The sequence below is a fragment of the Streptomyces sp. NPDC107498 genome (genome assembly GCF_055582805.1).
In genome coordinates this window covers 345,979-361,301 of the sequence record NZ_JBVJPE010000003.1, presented here as the reverse complement: position 1 = coordinate 361,301, position 15,323 = coordinate 345,979, and the positions used below count along the sequence as shown (strand labels likewise).

Here is a 15,323-nt window from a genome sequence, read left to right as displayed (position 1 = left end):
CCGGCCGCAACCCGGACAGCTGTCGCCGAGATGCGACCCCGTCCGGGTTGCGGTGGTATGAGGGCCTAAGTCTTGTGAAGACCAACGGGAGGCACTCCATGCGCGGAGCCACGCACGCCAAGTGGGCCGCACTGGCCACCGCCGTCGCCCTCGCGGCGACGGCCTGTGGCGGTGGCGGCGACAGCGGCGGCGGTGGCGGTGGGGCCGACGGCATCGTGAGCTCCTCGTGGGGCGACCCGCAGAACCCGCTGGAGCCCGCCAACACCAACGAGGTCCAGGGCGGCAAGGTCCTGTCCATGATCTTCCGCGGGCTCAAGCAGTACGACCCGAAGACCGGCGAGGCCAAGGACATGCTCGCCGAGAAGATCGACACCACCGACTCGATCAACTTCACCATCACGGTCAAGACCGGGTGGACCTTCTCCAACGGCGAGAAGGTCACCGCGAAGTCCTTCGTCGACGCGTGGAACTACGGCGCGAACCTGAAGAACAACCAGAAGGGCGCCTACTTCTTCGGCTACATCGAGGGCTACGACAAGGTCCACCCCGACTCGGGAGCGCCGACGGCCACGACCCTGTCCGGACTCAAGGTCACCGGCGACCAGACCTTCACGGTCAAGCTGACCCAGAAGTTCTCGACCTTCCCCGACACCCTCGGCTACGCGGCCTTCGCCCCGCTGCCCCAGGCCTTCTACACCGATCACGCCGGCTGGCTCAGCAAGCCGATCGGCAACGGCCCGTACACGATCGACTCCTACTCCAAGGGCTCCCAGATGGCCCTCAAGAAGTGGGACGCCTACCCGGGCCCCGACAAGGCGCAGAACGGCGGCATCACCCTCAAGGTCTACACCGACAACAACACCGCCTACACGGACCTGACGGCCGGCAACCTCGACCTCGTCGACGACATCCCCGCCTCCCAGCTCAAGAACGTCTCCGCCGACCTCGGGGACCGCTACATCAACACCCCCGCCGGCATCATCCAGACCCTGTCGTTCCCGTTCTACGACCCCGCCTGGAACAAGCCCGGGCAGGAGAAGCTCCGCACGGGCCTGTCCATGGCGATCGACCGGAAGCAGATCACCGAGACGATCTTCCAGAAGACCCGCACCCCCGCCGTCGACTGGACCTCCCCGGTCCTCGGCGAGGCCGGCGGCTTCAAAAACATCTGCGGCGACGCCTGCACGTACAACCCCGGTGAGGCGAAGAAGCTGGTCGCCGAGGGCGGAGGCATCCCCGGCGGCACGATGACGATCTCGTACAACGCCGACACCGGCTCCCACAAGGAGTGGGTGGACGCGGTCTGCAACTCCATCAACAACGCGCTCGGCAACAACAAGGCCTGCGTCGGCAACCCGATCGGCACCTTCGCCGACTTCCGCAGCCAGGTCAGCACGCAGAAGATGAAGGGTCCGTTCCGGGCCGGCTGGCAGATGGACTACCCGCTCATCCAGAACTTCCTCCAGCCGCTGTACTACACCAACGCCTCCTCCAACGACGGCAAGTACACGAACCCCCAGTTCGACAAGCTGGTCAACCAGGCCAACGCCGAGACCGACGTCCCGAAGGCCGTCGGGATCTTCCAGCAGGCCGAAGAGGTCCTCAAGAACGACATGGGGGCCATCCCCCTCTGGTACCAGAACGGCAGCGCCGGCTACTCGGAGCGGGTGTCGAACGTGTCCCTGAACCCGTTCAGCGTTCCGGTCTACGACCAGATCAAGGTCAGTTGACGCCGTAGCAGTTCGGCGGCGTACGGCCCGGACCGCGGACCCCCGCACCGGGCCGTACGCCGTCCCGCACCCCACCCTTCCTGGAGGCCTCCGTGGGTCGATACGTGATCCGGCGGCTGCTGCAGATGATCCCGGTCTTCTTCGGCGCCACGCTGCTGATCTTCCTGATGGTGAACGTGATGGGCGACCCCGTCGCCGGACTGTGCGGCGACCGCGCCTGCGACCCGGCCACCGCCGCCCAGCTGGAGAAGGAGTTCGGCCTCGACAAGCCGGTCTGGCAGCAATACCTGACCTACATGGGCAACGTCTTCACCGGGGACTTCGGCACCGCCTTCAACGGCCAGTCCGTCACCGAGCTGATGGCCAACGCCTTCCCGGTCACCATCCGGCTCACCATCGTCGCGATCCTCTTCGAGATCGTCATCGGCATCACCCTCGGCGTCGTCACCGGGCTCAAGCGCGGCCACCCCGTCGACACCTCGGTGCTGCTGCTGACCCTGGTCGTGCTCTCCGTCCCGACCTTCGTCACCGGCCTGCTGCTCCAGCTGCTCCTCGGCGTCGAATGGGGCTGGATCAAACCCGCCGTCTCACCCGAGGCACCGTTCAACGAGCTGATCGTCCCCGGCCTCGTCCTCGCCTCCGTCTCGCTCGCGTACGTCACGCGCCTCACCCGGACCTCCATCGCCGAGAACAAGCGCGCCGACTACGTCCGCACGGCCGTCGCCAAGGGCCTGCCGCGCCGCCGGGTCGTCACCCGGCACCTGCTGCGCAACAGCCTCATCCCCGTGGTGACCTTCATCGGCGCCGACATCGGCGCCCTCATGGGCGGGGCCATCGTCACCGAACGGATCTTCAACATCCACGGCGTCGGCTACCAGCTCTACCAGGGCATCGTCCGGCAGAACACCCAGACGGTCGTCGGCTTCGTGACCATCCTCGTCCTGGTGTTCCTGCTGGCCAACCTCCTGGTCGACCTCCTGTACGCCGTCCTTGACCCGAGGATCCGCTATGCCTGAGCCGCTCGAACCCCTTGAGTCCTACGACGAAGGGCGCGCCATCGCCTCCACCGGCGCCGGGGGCGCGTCCGACCTCGGCACGGCGGAGGCGGAGACCCTGGAGAAGACACCCGGCGGCCCCGAGGGGACGGGCGCCGAAAGGAAGCCCCGCTCCCTCTGGTCCGACGCCTGGCACGACCTGCGCCGCAACCCGATCTTCATCATCTCCGCGCTCGTCATCCTCTTCCTGGTCGTCATCTCCATCTGGCCCTCGCTGATCGCCTCCGGGGACCCCCTCGACTGCGACCTGTCCAAGGCCCAGGAGGGCTCCCAGCCCGGTCACCCCTTCGGCTTCAACGGCCAGGGCTGCGACGTCTACACCCGGGTCGTGTACGGCGCCCGCACCTCCGTCACCGTCGGCGTCTGCGCCACCCTCGGCGTCGCGATCCTCGGCGGCGTCCTCGGCGGCCTCGCCGGCTTCTTCGGCGGCGCCTGGGACGGCGTCCTCTCCCGGATCACCGACGTCTTCTTCGCCATCCCCGTCGTCCTCGGCGGCCTGGTGCTCCTCTCGGTCGTGACCAGCTCCACCGTCTGGCCCGTCATCGGCTTCATGGTGCTGCTCGGCTGGCCGCAGCTCTCCCGCATCGCACGCGGCTCGGTCATCACCGCCAAACAGAACGACTACGTCCAGGCCGCCCGCGCGCTCGGCGCCTCCAACCCCCGGATGCTGCTCCGGCACATCACGCCGAACGCCGTCGCCCCCGTGATCGTCGTCGCCACCATCGCCCTCGGCACGTACATCGCGCTGGAGGCGACCCTGTCGTACCTCGGCGTCGGACTGAAGCCGCCGACCGTCTCCTGGGGCATCGACATCTCCTCGGCGTCGCAGTACATCCGCAACGCGCCCCACATGCTGCTCTGGCCCGCCGGCGCGCTCGCGATCACCGTGCTCGCGTTCATCATGCTCGGCGACGCGGTGCGCGACGCCCTCGACCCGAAGCTGAGGTAGGGACCCATGCTGCTCGAAGTGCGCGACCTGCACGTGGAGTTCCACACCCGGGACGGGGTGGCCAAGGCGGTCAACGGCGTCGACTACTCCGTCGACGCGGGGGAGACCCTCGCCGTCCTCGGCGAGTCCGGCTCCGGCAAGTCCGTCACCGCCCAGGCCGTCATGGGCATCCTCGACGTCCCGCCGGGGAGGATCAGCGGCGGCGAGATCCTCTTCCAGGGCCAGGACCTGCTGAAGCTCAAGGAGGAGGAGCGGCGCAAGGTCCGCGGCGCCAAGATGGCGATGATCTTCCAGGACGCGCTGTCCTCCCTCAACCCCGTCCTCAGCGTCGGCGACCAGCTCGGCGAGATGTTCCAGGTCCACAAGGGGATGTCCCGCAAGGACTCCAGGACCAAGGCCGTCGAGCTGATGGACCGGGTCCGCATCCCCGCCGCCAAGGAACGCGTCGGCCAGTACCCCCACCAGTTCTCCGGCGGCATGCGCCAGCGCATCATGATCGCGATGGCGCTCGCCCTCGAACCCGAGCTGATCATCGCCGACGAGCCCACCACCGCCCTCGACGTCACCGTCCAGGCCCAGGTCATGGAGCTCCTCGCCGAGCTCCAGCGCGAGCTCCACATGGGCCTCATCCTCATCACCCACGACCTCGGCGTCGTCGCCGACGTCGCCGACAAGATCGCCGTCATGTACGCGGGGAAGATCGTCGAACAGGCACCCGTGCACGAGATCTACAAGGCGCCCGCCCACCCCTACACCCGGGGCCTGCTCGACTCCATCCCGCGCCTCGACCAGAAGGGCCAGGAGCTCTACGCCATCAAGGGCCTGCCGCCCAACCTCCTCGCCATCCCGCCCGGCTGCTCCTTCAACCCGCGCTGTCCGCTCGCCCGGGACCGGTGCCGCACCGACGTGCCGCCGCTGTACGACGTGACCGAGTCCCCGGTGCCGCGCGCCAGCGCCTGCCACTTCTGGAAGGAGTGCCTCCATGGCTGAGGCGATTCTCGAAGTCCGGGACCTCCACAAGCACTACCCGCTGACCCGGGGCGTCCTCTTCAAGAAGCAGGTCGGCGCCGTCAAGGCGGTCGACGGCGTCGACTTCGACCTCGCCGCCGGCGAGACCCTCGGCATCGTGGGCGAGTCCGGCTGCGGCAAGTCCACCGTCGCCAAGATGCTGGTCAACCTGGAACGGCCGACCTCCGGGACCATCCGCTACAAGGGCGAGGACGTCACCACGCTCTCCCCGCGCGCCCTGAAGTCCGTCCGCCGCAACATCCAGATGGTCTTCCAGGACCCGTACACCTCGCTCAACCCGCGCATGACCGTCGGCGACATCATCGGCGAGCCGTACGAGATCCACCCCGAGGTCGCGCCCAAGGGCGACCGGCGCCGCAAGGTCCAGGACCTCCTGGACGTCGTCGGCCTCAACCCCGAGTACATCAACCGGTACCCGCACCAGTTCTCCGGCGGCCAGCGCCAGCGCATCGGCATCGCCCGCGGCCTCGCCCTCCAGCCCGAGATCATCGTCGCGGACGAGCCGGTCTCCGCGCTCGACGTCTCCGTCCAGGCGCAGGTCGTCAACCTCCTCGACAACCTGCAGACCGAGTTCTCCCTGTCGTACGTCTTCATCGCCCACGACCTGTCGATCGTCCGGCACATCTCCGACCGCGTCGGCGTCATGTACCTCGGCAAGATCGTCGAGATCGGCACCGACGCCCAGATCTACGACCACCCCACCCACCCCTACACCCAGGCGCTGCTCTCCGCCGTGCCCGTCCCCGACCCCGAGGCGCGCGCCCACCGCGAGCGGATCATCCTCACCGGCGACGTCCCCTCCCCGGCCGCCATCCCCTCCGGCTGCCGCTTCCGTACCCGCTGCTGGAAGGCCCAGGAACGCTGTGCCCTGGAGGTCCCGCCCCTCGCCGTCCCGGCCTTCTTCCGCCTCACGGACAGTCCCGCGAAACACGACTCCGCCTGCCACTTCGCCGAGGAGAAGCAGGTCGTCCCGCCGGAGACGCCCGAAACGCCCTGACCGGGCGACTCCACGGGAACGGATCCGATGCGCGGACGGGACGGGGGCACCGGCTCACGGCCCGCGCGGGCGCCGTGAGCCGGCCCGGGCGCACCGCGGCCGCCCCGGCCGGCCGCGCGCCGCCCCTTCTCGGCCCGTCCGAAACCGCTCGTTCCGCACCCACCCGAAACCGCTCGTTCCACGTGCACCCGGAACCGCTCGTCCGGTGTTCACGCGGAACCGCTTGTCCCCGCCGGTCGCGACGGTGAGTATCGGGACCGTGACTGTGACACGACCGGCACGTCTCACCGGCGCCGCGCTCTGCGCCGCGCTCGCCCTCATCGCCGCCGTGTGGATCCTCCAGGACCTCGCCGTGCTCGGCTCGCCCGCCGACCTCGGCTGGTACTGGGCCGGGGACCACCGCTTACCGACCCGGGGACGGTCCGCCACCTCCCTGCTCGACCCCGTGCTCCTCGCCGCCTGCGCCGCCACCGCCGTCGCCGCGCTCCGCTCCCGGCACGCGGCCTCCGCCCTCGCCGCCACCGGGGCGGTCACCCTCGCCCTGCGCCTCCCCGGGCTCTGGGCGGCCGGGAACGGAGCCCTCGTCACCGCCCTCCTCGAACTGGCCCTCGGCGCCGGACTCGTCCTCGCCGCCGCCGTCGGCCGCCGCCCCGCGGACGCCCCGCACGAGCGGCCCACCCGGCCCCGGACCGGTCCCGCCGTCGCCGCCGGGACCCTCCTCGCGGTCGCCGCGCTCCTCCTCGTCCTGTGGGAGCTGTACTGGGCCGGCGAACTGCCTTCCGAGGTCACCGTCGACCGGTTCACCGGCGGCCGGTCCGTCGTCGGGCCCGCCCTCGCGCCCCCGCCGGGCTGGCTGTCGCTGATCGCCGCAGGGCTGTGCGGCACGGCCGCCGCCTCCTGCTTCGCACGGGCCCGCCACGCGCGGGCGTTCGGGCTCCTCGCCGCGCTGCTCCTGACGGCGGGCGGCCTCGGCGCGGTCGCCCGCGCCGTGCGGTACGAGACCCTCGTCCACCTCGGGAGCCTCACCGCCCCGGGCCCGGCGGACGTCCTCACCTCCGCCTTCGAGCTCCTCGCCGGCCTCGCGGTGCTCGTGCTCCTGGCCGGGCGCGGCGCCCCCGCCGCGCCCGGACCGCACCCGGCGGCCGGGGCGCGGCCCCCGGCCCCGCCCCACCCGACGCCGCCCGGCTGGTGACGCGGGACCCGCCCTCCGTGCCGGGCCCCGCGGGGCCCGGCACGGAGGGCGGGCCCTACCGCGTGATGCCGAGCGACCGCTTCAGGAAGTCCACCTGGAGCAGCAGCAGGTTCTCCGCCACCTGCTCCTGCGGCGTCATGTGCGTCACCCCGGACAGCGGCAGCACCTCGTGCGGCCGGCCCGCCGCGAGCAGCGCCGACGACAGCCGCAGCGCGTGTCCCACCACCACGTTGTCGTCGGCGAGACCGTGGACGACCATCATCGGCCGGGCCGGCTCCTCCGGCGCCGTCAGCCCGTCGTCGGTCAGCAGCGACTGCGCCGCGTACGCCTCCGGATCGTCCTGCGGGGTGCCGAGGTACCGCTCGGTGTAGTGCGTGTCGTACAGCCGCCAGTCCGTCACCGGCGCCCCGACCACGGCCGCGTGGAAGACGTCGGGCCGTTGGAGCACCGCCCGGGCCGCCAGATAGCCGCCGTACGACCAGCCGCGGACCGCCACCCGGTCCAGGTCGAGCGGGAGGCTTCCGGCCAGCGCCCGCAGCGCCTCCACCTGGTCGTCGAGCGTCACCCCGAAGTCCCGCGCGACCGACTTCTCCCAGGCGGGCGAACGGCCCGGCGTGCCCCGCCCGTCCGCCACGACCACCGCGAAGCCCTGGTCGGCGAACCACTGCGAGGTCAGGTGCGGGTTGTGCGCAGCCAGCACCCGCTGCCCGTGCGGACCGCCGTACGGGTCCAGCAGGACCGGCAGCGGCCCGTCCCCCTCCTCGTACCCCGAGGGCAGCAGCACCGCGCACGGGATCCGCCGCGCCCCCGCCTCCGTCAGCCGCACCCGGGCGGAGATCACCGGCCGCTGGGCGTACGAGGCCACCACCGCGACCGGCTCGCCGTCCCGCAGCACCCGCGCCACGCTCCCCGGCTCCTCCGGCCGCGCCGACACCAGGACGGTCACCGCCCCCGCGCGCACCGCGCCGTGCACGCCGGGGCCGTCCGACAGCCGCGTGAGCCGCTCCGCGCCCCGCCCGGTCACCCGGTACACATGGATCTCGCCGGTCTCCGGCGCCGCCGCCGCCCCACCCGCCGAGGCCGACACGAGGACGTCGTCCGCCCCCACGTCGAGCACCGCCCGGACGTGCAGCCCCGCGTCCGTCCACGCCTCCTCCCCGACGGCCAGGACCCGCGCCCCGCCCTCGTCGGTGATCCGGACGAGCCCCCCGCCCGGCCCCCACGCCGGAACCCCGTGGTACAGCTCCAGCCACGCCGGATCCGCCTCCGCCCGTACGGTCGCGGTCCTGCCCGACTCCGGGTCCACCGCCAGGAACAGCTGCTCCCGCTGGTCCCGCGTCTGCACGAGCAGCAACGGCGCCCCGGCCGCCGACCAGTGCACCCGCGCCAGGTACGGACACCGCTCCCGGTCCCACACCACCTCCGTACGGGACCCGTCCAGGCCCGTCAGGAACAGCCGCACCTCCGCGTTGGCCGTCCCCGCCGCCGGGTACCCCACCCGCTGCGGCTCCCGCTCCGGATGCGCCGGGTCCGCGATCCACCAGCGCCGCACCGCCCGGTCGTCCGCCCGCGCCACGAGCAGCCGGTCCGAGGCGGGCGACCACCAGTGACCGCGCTGCCGCCCCATCTCCTCCGAAGCGATGAATTCGGCCAATCCGTAGGAGACGTGCTCGTCCTCCGGCACGGCCAGCGCCCGGTCGCCCGAGCCGTCCGCGCCCACCACCCGCAGGGCGCCCTCCGCCACGTACGCCACGAACCGCCCGTCCGGCGAGGGGCGGGGGTCGATCACCGGCCCCGGCACCGCGAGCTCCCGCGCCGTCCCCGCCCGCAGCCCCACCGTGAACAACCGCCCCGACAACGCGAACGCCGCCGACTCCACGGCCGCGTCCACCGCGTACGCCACGATGCCCGCCGAGCCCTCCCGGCTCCGCTCCCGGCGCGCCCGCTCCTGCGGCGACAACTCCTCCTCCGCGCCCGCGAGCAGCGCCACCGGGTCGGCGGCGACCCGCTCTCCGGGCTCGCCGTCCCGGGGCAGGTCCAGCACCCAGAGCAGGTGCGAACGGTCCGTCCCCGAACCGGATCTGACGAACGCCACGCGCTCCCCGTCCGGGGAGACCGAGAAACCGCGCGGAACCCCCAGGCCGAACCGCTGGGTTCGGGCGTGCTGACGGGGGAAGGAGAGACCGGCCGAGGGTGTGGCCGACTGCTGCGAAGACAAGGTCATGCGGCTGAAACTAGCGCCGTGCGCCCCCCTCGTGCCTCCGTCCGCCGATCGATGCGGCCGCACGGATAGTTATGATCCGTAGCGCTAGGTGGGTATGCATCGGACTGACATGCCCTCTGGCACATGCTGATCGACCGAACCGCTCGAATATCCGACCGAAGGTGGAGGTGAACCGCCGTGGCACTCTCGATCTCCGTGGTGGTGCTGCTGGCGATCGTCGTCTTCCTGCTGATCCGGAAATCCGGGCTGAAGGCTGGACATGCGGCGATCTGCGCGCTCCTGGGCTTCTACCTGGCGAGCTCCTCCATCGCCCCCTCCATCAGCACCCTCACGACCAACGTGGCGGGCATGATCGGCGGCCTCAAGTTCTGACGGCCTGACCTCGTAGGGTGGGGGCATGTCCGATCTCCCCGCCCGCCGTCTGCTGCTCGTGCACGCGCACCCGGACGACGAGTCGATCAACAACGGCGCCACCATGGCCAGGTACGCGGCCGAGGGCGCCCTCGTCACCCTCGTCACCTGCACGCTCGGCGAGGAGGGCGAGGTCATCCCGCCCGACCTCGCCCACCTGGCCCCCGACCGGGAGGACCGGCTCGGTCCGCACCGCGTCGGCGAACTCGCCGCCGCGATGGCCGAGCTGGGCGTCACCGACCACCGCTTCCTCGGCGGCCCCGGCCGCTTCCGCGACTCCGGAATGATGGGCGCCGAGCAGAACGAGCGCGCGGGCGCCTTCTGGAACACCGACGTCGACACCGCCGCGCCCCACCTCGTCGAGGTCATCCGCGAGACCCGCCCGCAGGTCCTCGTCACCTACGACCCCGACGGCGGCTACGGCCACCCCGACCACATCCAGGCCCACCGGGTCGCCACCCGCGCCGCCGAACTCGCCGCCGACCCGGACTACCGCCCCGACCTCGGACCGGCCCACACGATCGCCAAGATCTACTGGAACCGCGTCCCGCGCCCCGTCGCCGAGGCCGGATTCGCCCGGCTCCGCGCCGAGGGCTCCGCCTTCCCGGCCGTCGCCGCCGTCGAGGACGTCCCCGGCGTCGTCGACGAGGACCGGATCACCGCCGAGATCGCCGCCGACCCCGCGCACACCGCCCGCAAGCGCGCCGCCATGGCGGCCCACGCCACCCAAGTCGCCGTCGACGGCCCCTTCTTCGCCCTCTCCAACGACCTCGCCCAGCCGATCTTCACCACCGAGTACTACGAACTGGTCCAGGGCACGTCGGGCGCCCCCGAGGGCGAGCGCGAGACGGACCTCTTCGCGGGGGTGACCCCGTGAGCACCACCACCCCGACGCCCTCCCCGACGCCCTCCCCGGGCGTCCGGTACGCCTCGTACGCCGCCCTGCTCGTCCTCGGCGCCCTCGTCGGCACCGCCGGGGCCCTCGTCCAAGCCGCCTGGCTCCCCGGCGGCTTGCTCCTCGCCCTCCTCGCCACCGCCGGCCTCTTCTACGGAGGGCTCCGCGCCACCGGCACCCAGGTCGGCGTCGTTTCCGCCGCGGGCGGCTGGCTCGTGGCCGTCATCCTGCTCAGCCTCGGACGCCCCGAGGGCGACGGCGTGTTCGGCGGAGGCGTCGGCGAGCTGCTCTTCCTCTTCGGAGGCATGGCGCTCGCTGTGATGTGCGCCACTCTGCCCCGGATGTCGCGACCGGCCCCGTGAACAGCACGACTTGAGGTCGGGGTCGCCCTGACTTCGGCCGGATTGCCCGTCGTCCTCCGCCCGGGGGTCGGGTATGAGTCGGCGGCGTTCAGTATGGTGGTGCGCGCCGCCGAACCGCCCGGGTCAACACGAGCATCAGCAAGAGCGGGCGGTGGAGCCAACCGGGAGATCCTGCTTTGAGTCGTGAAACTGGTCGAGAGACTGACAGTTCGTCCTCCGGCGCCCAGGGGCGCGGGGGAGCCGCGTACCCCTCGGGTACCCCGCCGTACGGATCCCGCCAGTATCCGTCGCTCCACCCCACGCAGGACGCGTCGGAGGAGGGCGCCGTCGCGCCCGCCCCGCCGGAGGAGCCCAAGACCGAGACGACGCTGACGACCCGGATCCGGATCAACATCCCGGGTTCGCGTCCGATCCCGCCGGTCGTGGTCCGCAAGACGGTCAACGAGACGTCCGCCCCGGACCCCGAGCCCGTCGCGCAGCCGGAACCGGAGCCCGAGCCGGTGGCCCCGGCCCCGGAGCCCCCGCGGGCGGCCGAGGAGGCCCCGCAGGCGCCGAAGGCGAAGGAGACGAGCGACTGGTTCGCCCCCCGCAAGGCGGCGGCCCCCAGCCCGTCTCCCGCGCCCGCGCCCGCGCCGGTGGCCAAGCCCGCCCCGGCGCCCGCCGGGCCGGACGCCCCGGGCACGGGCTTCGCGGGCTCGGCGACCTCGGGCGTCCCGACGGTCGGCACCACCCCGTCGAGCCGCCCGGTCGCCGCACCCGCCCCGACCCAGCCGGGCAACCCGCTGTACGAGAGCGGCACACCGGCGGGCGGTACGCCGATGTACGACGGCACCCCTGCCGGGGGCACCCCGATGTACGACGGGACGCCCGCCGCCGGTACGCCGATGTACGAGGGCACGCCCGCCGCCGGTACGCCCCTGTACGACGGGACCCCTGCCGGGGGCTCCCCGATGTACGACGGGACGCCCGCCGCCGGTACGCCCCTGTACGACGGCGCCCCGGCCGCCGGTGCTCCCGCCCACCGGGGCCCGGGCGGTCAGGGCGCTCCCGGCGCTCCTGCGGCGCCCACCGGCCCCACCACGGGACCGGTCACCGGCACCGCCTCCTTCGGCGGCGCCGCCACCGCGCCCCGTCCCTTCGGCGGCGACCAGGGCGCGGGCTCCCCGTTCCCCGGCGGCGGCGCGCCCCGCATGTCCGACGACACCGCGATCCTGACGCCCCAGCAGCCCGCCCCGGCCCCCGGGCCCGGACCGGGAGCGACGGGCGACAACGGCGCGCACATCTCCGGGGACACGCTCACCAGCGGCATCCCCGTGGTCCCGCCGACGGCGGCCCGCCCGAACCTGACCCCGCGCATCGAGGAGCGGACGGGCCCGGCCCCCGCCCCGGCGCCGCGCCCGGCACCGGCGGCCGACCGCGCCCCGGCGAAGAAGGGCCGCTCCAAGCTGGTCCTCGTCGCCGCCGGAGTCCTGGGCCTCGCCGGCGTCGCCTACGGCGCGGGACTGCTCCTCAACCACTCCGACGTCCCCAAGGGCACCACGGTGCTCGGTGTGGACATCGGCGGCGGCACGAAGGAGGAGGCCGTCGACAAGCTGGACGCGGTGTTCGGCAAGCGGGCCACCACCCCGCTCCAGCTCGGCGTCGGCGGCAAGAAGGTCCAGCTGGCCCCGGACAAGGCGGGCCTGGCGCTCGACAGCCAGGAGACCGTCCGCGCCGCGGCCGGCAGCGACTACAACCCAGTCTCGGTCATCGGCTCCCTCTTCGGCGGCGAGCGGGTCGCGCAGCCGGTGTTCCCCGTCGACAAGGAGAAGCTCGCCGTCGCCCTGACGGACCTGGCCGGCACCTCCGCGTCGGCGAGCGAGGGCACGATCCTCTTCGCCCCGAACAAGGTGACCCCGGTGGAGGGCAGGCCCGGCAAGGGCCTGGACGTCCAGCGTTCGATGATCTCCGTCCAGGACGCCTTCCGCGCCCAGGTCGAGACCGGCCGGAACACGCTGGTCGAGCTGCCGGTCACCACCCGCCGTCCGACGGTCACCAAGGCCGAGCTGGACCGGGCCATGAAGGAGTTCGCGACGCCCGCCATGTCCGGCCTGATCAGGATCCAGGCGGGCGGCAGGCACATCGACTTCGGCCCGGCGCGGTCGCTGCCGCAGATCCTCTCCATGAAGGCCGTCGACGGCCGACTGGTCGAGGTCTACGACAAGAAGGCGATCGAGCGGCTCCTCGACGGCGCCTTCGACGGCGTCACGATCACCAAGGGCGACGGCACGAAGCACCAGGTCTCCGCCGACGACGTGGCCTTCGTGATGCGCGACGCGCTGAGGGGCAAGACCCTCGCGGAGCGCACGAAGACGATCGACCTGAGCGGCGAGGGCTGATCCTCCCCCGCTCCCGCCCCGAGCCCCCGTCCCGCGCAGGGACGGGGGCTCGCGCGTGCGGCCGGCGCGCCGGGCGGGACCCGGGCGGCCGCGTGCCGGGCCTCAGTTGAGCAGTGCCCGCGCCGCCTGGGCCCGTCGGCGGATCGTCGTCGCCGACTCCGGGTCCACCGCGTCCATGATCTGGGCGTACGCCTCCATCTCCACCGCCCCCGTGAGGAAGTCCCCGCGCTGGACGAGCAGCTCGGCCCGCTCGTAGCGGAGCCTCGCCGGGTGGGAGGGGAGCAGCAGGGCGAGCTCCACGGCCCACAGGGCCACGTCGGAGCGCTCGGGGCGGGGGGCCGCCCAGGCGCGGATGTTGTTGAGGATCCTCAGGACGACCGCGCCGGGCTCGGCGGGGCGGAGCATCGAGCGGTCGAGCGCCTCGCCCGTCGCGCTCGCCACCAGGAGCTCGGCGTCCGCGCCCGTCATCGCCCGGCCGCCCGCGAACGGGTCGGCGAGGTGGAGGTCGGCCGGGTCGCCGAAGCCGACGACGAAGTGGCCGGGCAGTCCGAGCCCGTACACGGGGGCGCCGGCCCGGCGGGCCACCTCCATCCAGACGACGGAGAGCAGGATGGGCAGGCCCCGGCGGCGCCGGAGCACCTCGTGCAGCAGCGAGGACTCCAGGCGCTGGTAGTCGGCCGGCACGCCCTCGAAGCCCTCGTGCCGGCCGAGGAGCGCGGCCAGTTCGGCGGCCCAGTCGCCGGTGATCCGGGTCGCGTACGGGACGAGCCCGGCGAGCCGGTCGAGTTCGATCTCGGCCTCGTCGAGGTCGCGTCGGGTGACGGCGGGATCGGCCACCGCGCCGATCAGCAGGCAGAGCCGGGCGAGGTCGGGCCGTTCGGCGCGGGCCTCCTCGGCGAACTCCCGCCGCCAGTCGTCCCGGCCCACCTCCCCGGACGCGCCCGCCGGGCCGTCCGGGGGGCCGTCCGGTGGTGGTACGTCCTCCGTCACGCCTCGACCCATCGGTAGTGGTGGTAGTGGTGGTGGGGCGCGAAGCCCATCCCGTCGTACAGCTCCCGCGCGGCGTCGTTGTCCGTCTCCACCTGGAGCCAGGCCGCCGACGCGCCCTCGTCGAGCGCCCGCCGGGCGAGCGCCGTCATGACCGACGTCGCCAGGCCCCGGCGGCGCTGTTCGGGGTCGACCTCGACCGCCATGAAGCCGGCCCAGCGGCCGTCGACCACACAGCGTCCGATCGCCGCCGGTGTCCCTTCCGTGCCCGCGACGGCCGCGAACCACACGCTCGGTCCGGACGCGAGGACGGACCGGACGGCCGGTCCCGCCTCCTCGTCACCGGAGAAGCGCCGGTAGCGGCGCAGCCAGTCCTCGTCGACCGCCCGGGAGAGGCGTACGGCGGAGACGTCGGCGTCCAGGTCGCCGATCGGGGCCAGCGCCCCGATCCGCACCTCGGCGGAGGCCTCGCGCCGCCAGCCGTGCCGGTCGAGGGCGGCGCAGAGCAGCTCCTGGGTCCCCTCGGCGCCGGTGGCGGCCTGGACGTACGCGGGGAGCCTCCGGGCCGCGTACCACGCGCGCGCGTGCGTCAGGGCCTCGGCGACGGGCAGCCCCGGATCACCGAGGGCGAGGACCGAGTTGGCGCGCCGGGTGAATCCGTCGGAGGCCCGCAGGGTCCACTCGCCGAGGGCCTCGCTCTCCACCGGCTGCCACGCGCGCGCGGTGGCGCGGGCGAGCTCCGCGAAGGTGGCGGAGGGGCCGCGACGGCGGGCGGGCGCGGCCGGGACGACCTTCCCCGCGGCCAGCGCGGATTCCGGGATCCGGACGCCCTCGCCGCTCTTTCGTGTGATCAGCAGCACACGGTTGTCCCATGATGTGAGAACTCCGACCGCGTCGGTGAACTTCTCACCCGGTTCCGCCGAGTCCGTCACGTACCGAACGGAGACACGTTTTCCCACGTCAGCGCTGGTGATGCGCACTTCAAGACGTCCTCCGCCGGTGATTTCCACAGCTTCTCCGCCCCTCCTGTTCGGATCGCCCCCAAGAACGGAGATACTAGGTGCGGGCATCGACGACGCCGCGCTCCCGCGCAGACCAGCCCTATCGAGGAGGA

At 72.9% G+C, this 15,323-nt stretch carries 13 protein-coding genes; 10 read left to right on the top strand and 3 right to left on the bottom strand.

Annotated features, from left to right (window positions below):
- Positions 1 to 98 precede the first annotated feature (98 nt).
- The 6 genes from ACZ66Z_RS07340 to ACZ66Z_RS07315 all read left to right on the top strand — a co-directional run bounded on the left by ACZ66Z_RS07340 (position 99) and on the right by ACZ66Z_RS07315 (position 6,952).
- On the top strand, positions 99 to 1,730 hold the full coding sequence (locus ACZ66Z_RS07340) for a peptide ABC transporter substrate-binding protein (protein WP_469933011.1): 1,632 nt from the start codon (positions 99 to 101) through the stop codon (positions 1,728 to 1,730).
- Positions 1,731 to 1,822: 92 nt separating this feature from the next.
- Positions 1,823 to 2,746 (top strand): ABC transporter permease, encoded by a 924-nt coding sequence (locus ACZ66Z_RS07335; RefSeq protein WP_469933010.1) that lies wholly within the window; start codon positions 1,823 to 1,825, stop codon positions 2,744 to 2,746.
- Positions 2,739 to 3,734: an ABC transporter permease gene (locus tag ACZ66Z_RS07330; protein ID WP_469933009.1), complete on the top strand. Its 996-nt coding sequence runs from the start codon at positions 2,739 to 2,741 to the stop codon at positions 3,732 to 3,734. Before ACZ66Z_RS07335 ends, ACZ66Z_RS07330 begins: the two co-directional genes overlap by 8 nt.
- Before the next feature lie 6 nt (positions 3,735 to 3,740).
- Complete coding sequence (locus ACZ66Z_RS07325) at positions 3,741 to 4,724, top strand: ABC transporter ATP-binding protein (RefSeq protein ID WP_469933008.1); 984 nt, start codon at positions 3,741 to 3,743, stop codon at positions 4,722 to 4,724.
- Complete coding sequence (locus ACZ66Z_RS07320) at positions 4,717 to 5,760, top strand: ABC transporter ATP-binding protein (protein WP_469933007.1); 1,044 nt, start codon at positions 4,717 to 4,719, stop codon at positions 5,758 to 5,760. Before ACZ66Z_RS07325 ends, ACZ66Z_RS07320 begins: the two co-directional genes overlap by 8 nt.
- 259 nt (positions 5,761 to 6,019) lie before the next feature.
- Positions 6,020 to 6,952 (top strand): hypothetical protein, encoded by a 933-nt coding sequence (locus ACZ66Z_RS07315; protein WP_469933006.1) that lies wholly within the window; start codon positions 6,020 to 6,022, stop codon positions 6,950 to 6,952.
- Between the two features lie 55 nt (positions 6,953 to 7,007).
- Here ACZ66Z_RS07315 and ACZ66Z_RS07310 read toward each other — a convergent pair whose 3' ends face one another.
- On the bottom strand, positions 7,008 to 9,176 hold the full coding sequence (locus ACZ66Z_RS07310) for a S9 family peptidase (protein WP_469933005.1): 2,169 nt from the start codon (positions 9,174 to 9,176) through the stop codon (positions 7,008 to 7,010).
- Positions 9,177 to 9,353: 177 nt separating this feature from the next.
- Between ACZ66Z_RS07310 and ACZ66Z_RS07305 the strand changes: the two genes are divergently transcribed.
- From ACZ66Z_RS07305 to ACZ66Z_RS07290, 4 genes are all read left to right on the top strand, one after another.
- Positions 9,354 to 9,548, top strand: a complete 195-nt coding sequence (locus tag ACZ66Z_RS07305; RefSeq protein WP_053640878.1) for a hypothetical protein — start codon at positions 9,354 to 9,356, stop codon at positions 9,546 to 9,548.
- A 25-nt stretch (positions 9,549 to 9,573) separates the two neighbouring features.
- Positions 9,574 to 10,464, top strand: coding sequence for an N-acetyl-1-D-myo-inositol-2-amino-2-deoxy-alpha-D-glucopyranoside deacetylase (gene mshB / locus ACZ66Z_RS07300; protein WP_469933004.1), 891 nt, complete (start codon positions 9,574 to 9,576; stop codon positions 10,462 to 10,464).
- The gene (locus ACZ66Z_RS07295) at positions 10,461 to 10,844 is read left to right on the top strand and encodes a DUF6113 family protein (protein ID WP_469933003.1); all 384 of its coding nucleotides are present in this window, start codon (positions 10,461 to 10,463) and stop codon (positions 10,842 to 10,844) included. Before mshB ends, ACZ66Z_RS07295 begins: the two co-directional genes overlap by 4 nt.
- A 176-nt stretch (positions 10,845 to 11,020) precedes the next feature.
- Positions 11,021 to 13,222 carry a peptidoglycan binding domain-containing protein gene (locus tag ACZ66Z_RS07290; protein WP_469933002.1) on the top strand — a complete coding sequence of 734 codons (2,202 nt, stop codon included), beginning with the start codon at positions 11,021 to 11,023 and terminating at the stop codon, positions 13,220 to 13,222.
- Between the two features lie 102 nt (positions 13,223 to 13,324).
- Here ACZ66Z_RS07290 and ACZ66Z_RS07285 read toward each other — a convergent pair whose 3' ends face one another.
- Both ACZ66Z_RS07285 and ACZ66Z_RS07280 read right to left on the bottom strand, forming a co-directional pair.
- Positions 13,325 to 14,212 carry a transglutaminase family protein gene (locus tag ACZ66Z_RS07285; protein WP_469933001.1) on the bottom strand — a complete coding sequence of 296 codons (888 nt, stop codon included), beginning with the start codon at positions 14,210 to 14,212 and terminating at the stop codon, positions 13,325 to 13,327.
- Positions 14,209 to 15,219, bottom strand: a complete 1,011-nt coding sequence (locus ACZ66Z_RS07280) for a GNAT family N-acetyltransferase (protein WP_469933000.1) — start codon at positions 15,217 to 15,219, stop codon at positions 14,209 to 14,211. Before ACZ66Z_RS07280 ends, ACZ66Z_RS07285 begins: the two co-directional genes overlap by 4 nt.
- Positions 15,220 to 15,323 lie beyond the last annotated feature (104 nt).

Bases quoted from the DNA above. Each gene is read 5' to 3' on its own strand.
- ACZ66Z_RS07320 (WP_469933007.1), top strand. From the start codon at position 4,717: ATGGCTGAGGCGATTCTCGAAGTCCGGGACCTCCACAAGCACTACCCG.
- ACZ66Z_RS07325 (WP_469933008.1), top strand. From the start codon at position 3,741: ATGCTGCTCGAAGTGCGCGACCTGCACGTGGAGTTCCACACCCGGGAC.
- ACZ66Z_RS07310 (WP_469933005.1), bottom strand. From the start codon at position 9,176: ATGACCTTGTCTTCGCAGCAGTCGGCCACACCCTCGGCCGGTCTCTCC.
- ACZ66Z_RS07340 (WP_469933011.1), top strand. From the start codon at position 99: ATGCGCGGAGCCACGCACGCCAAGTGGGCCGCACTGGCCACCGCCGTC.
- mshB (WP_469933004.1), top strand. From the start codon at position 9,574: ATGTCCGATCTCCCCGCCCGCCGTCTGCTGCTCGTGCACGCGCACCCG.
- ACZ66Z_RS07330 (WP_469933009.1), top strand. From the start codon at position 2,739: ATGCCTGAGCCGCTCGAACCCCTTGAGTCCTACGACGAAGGGCGCGCC.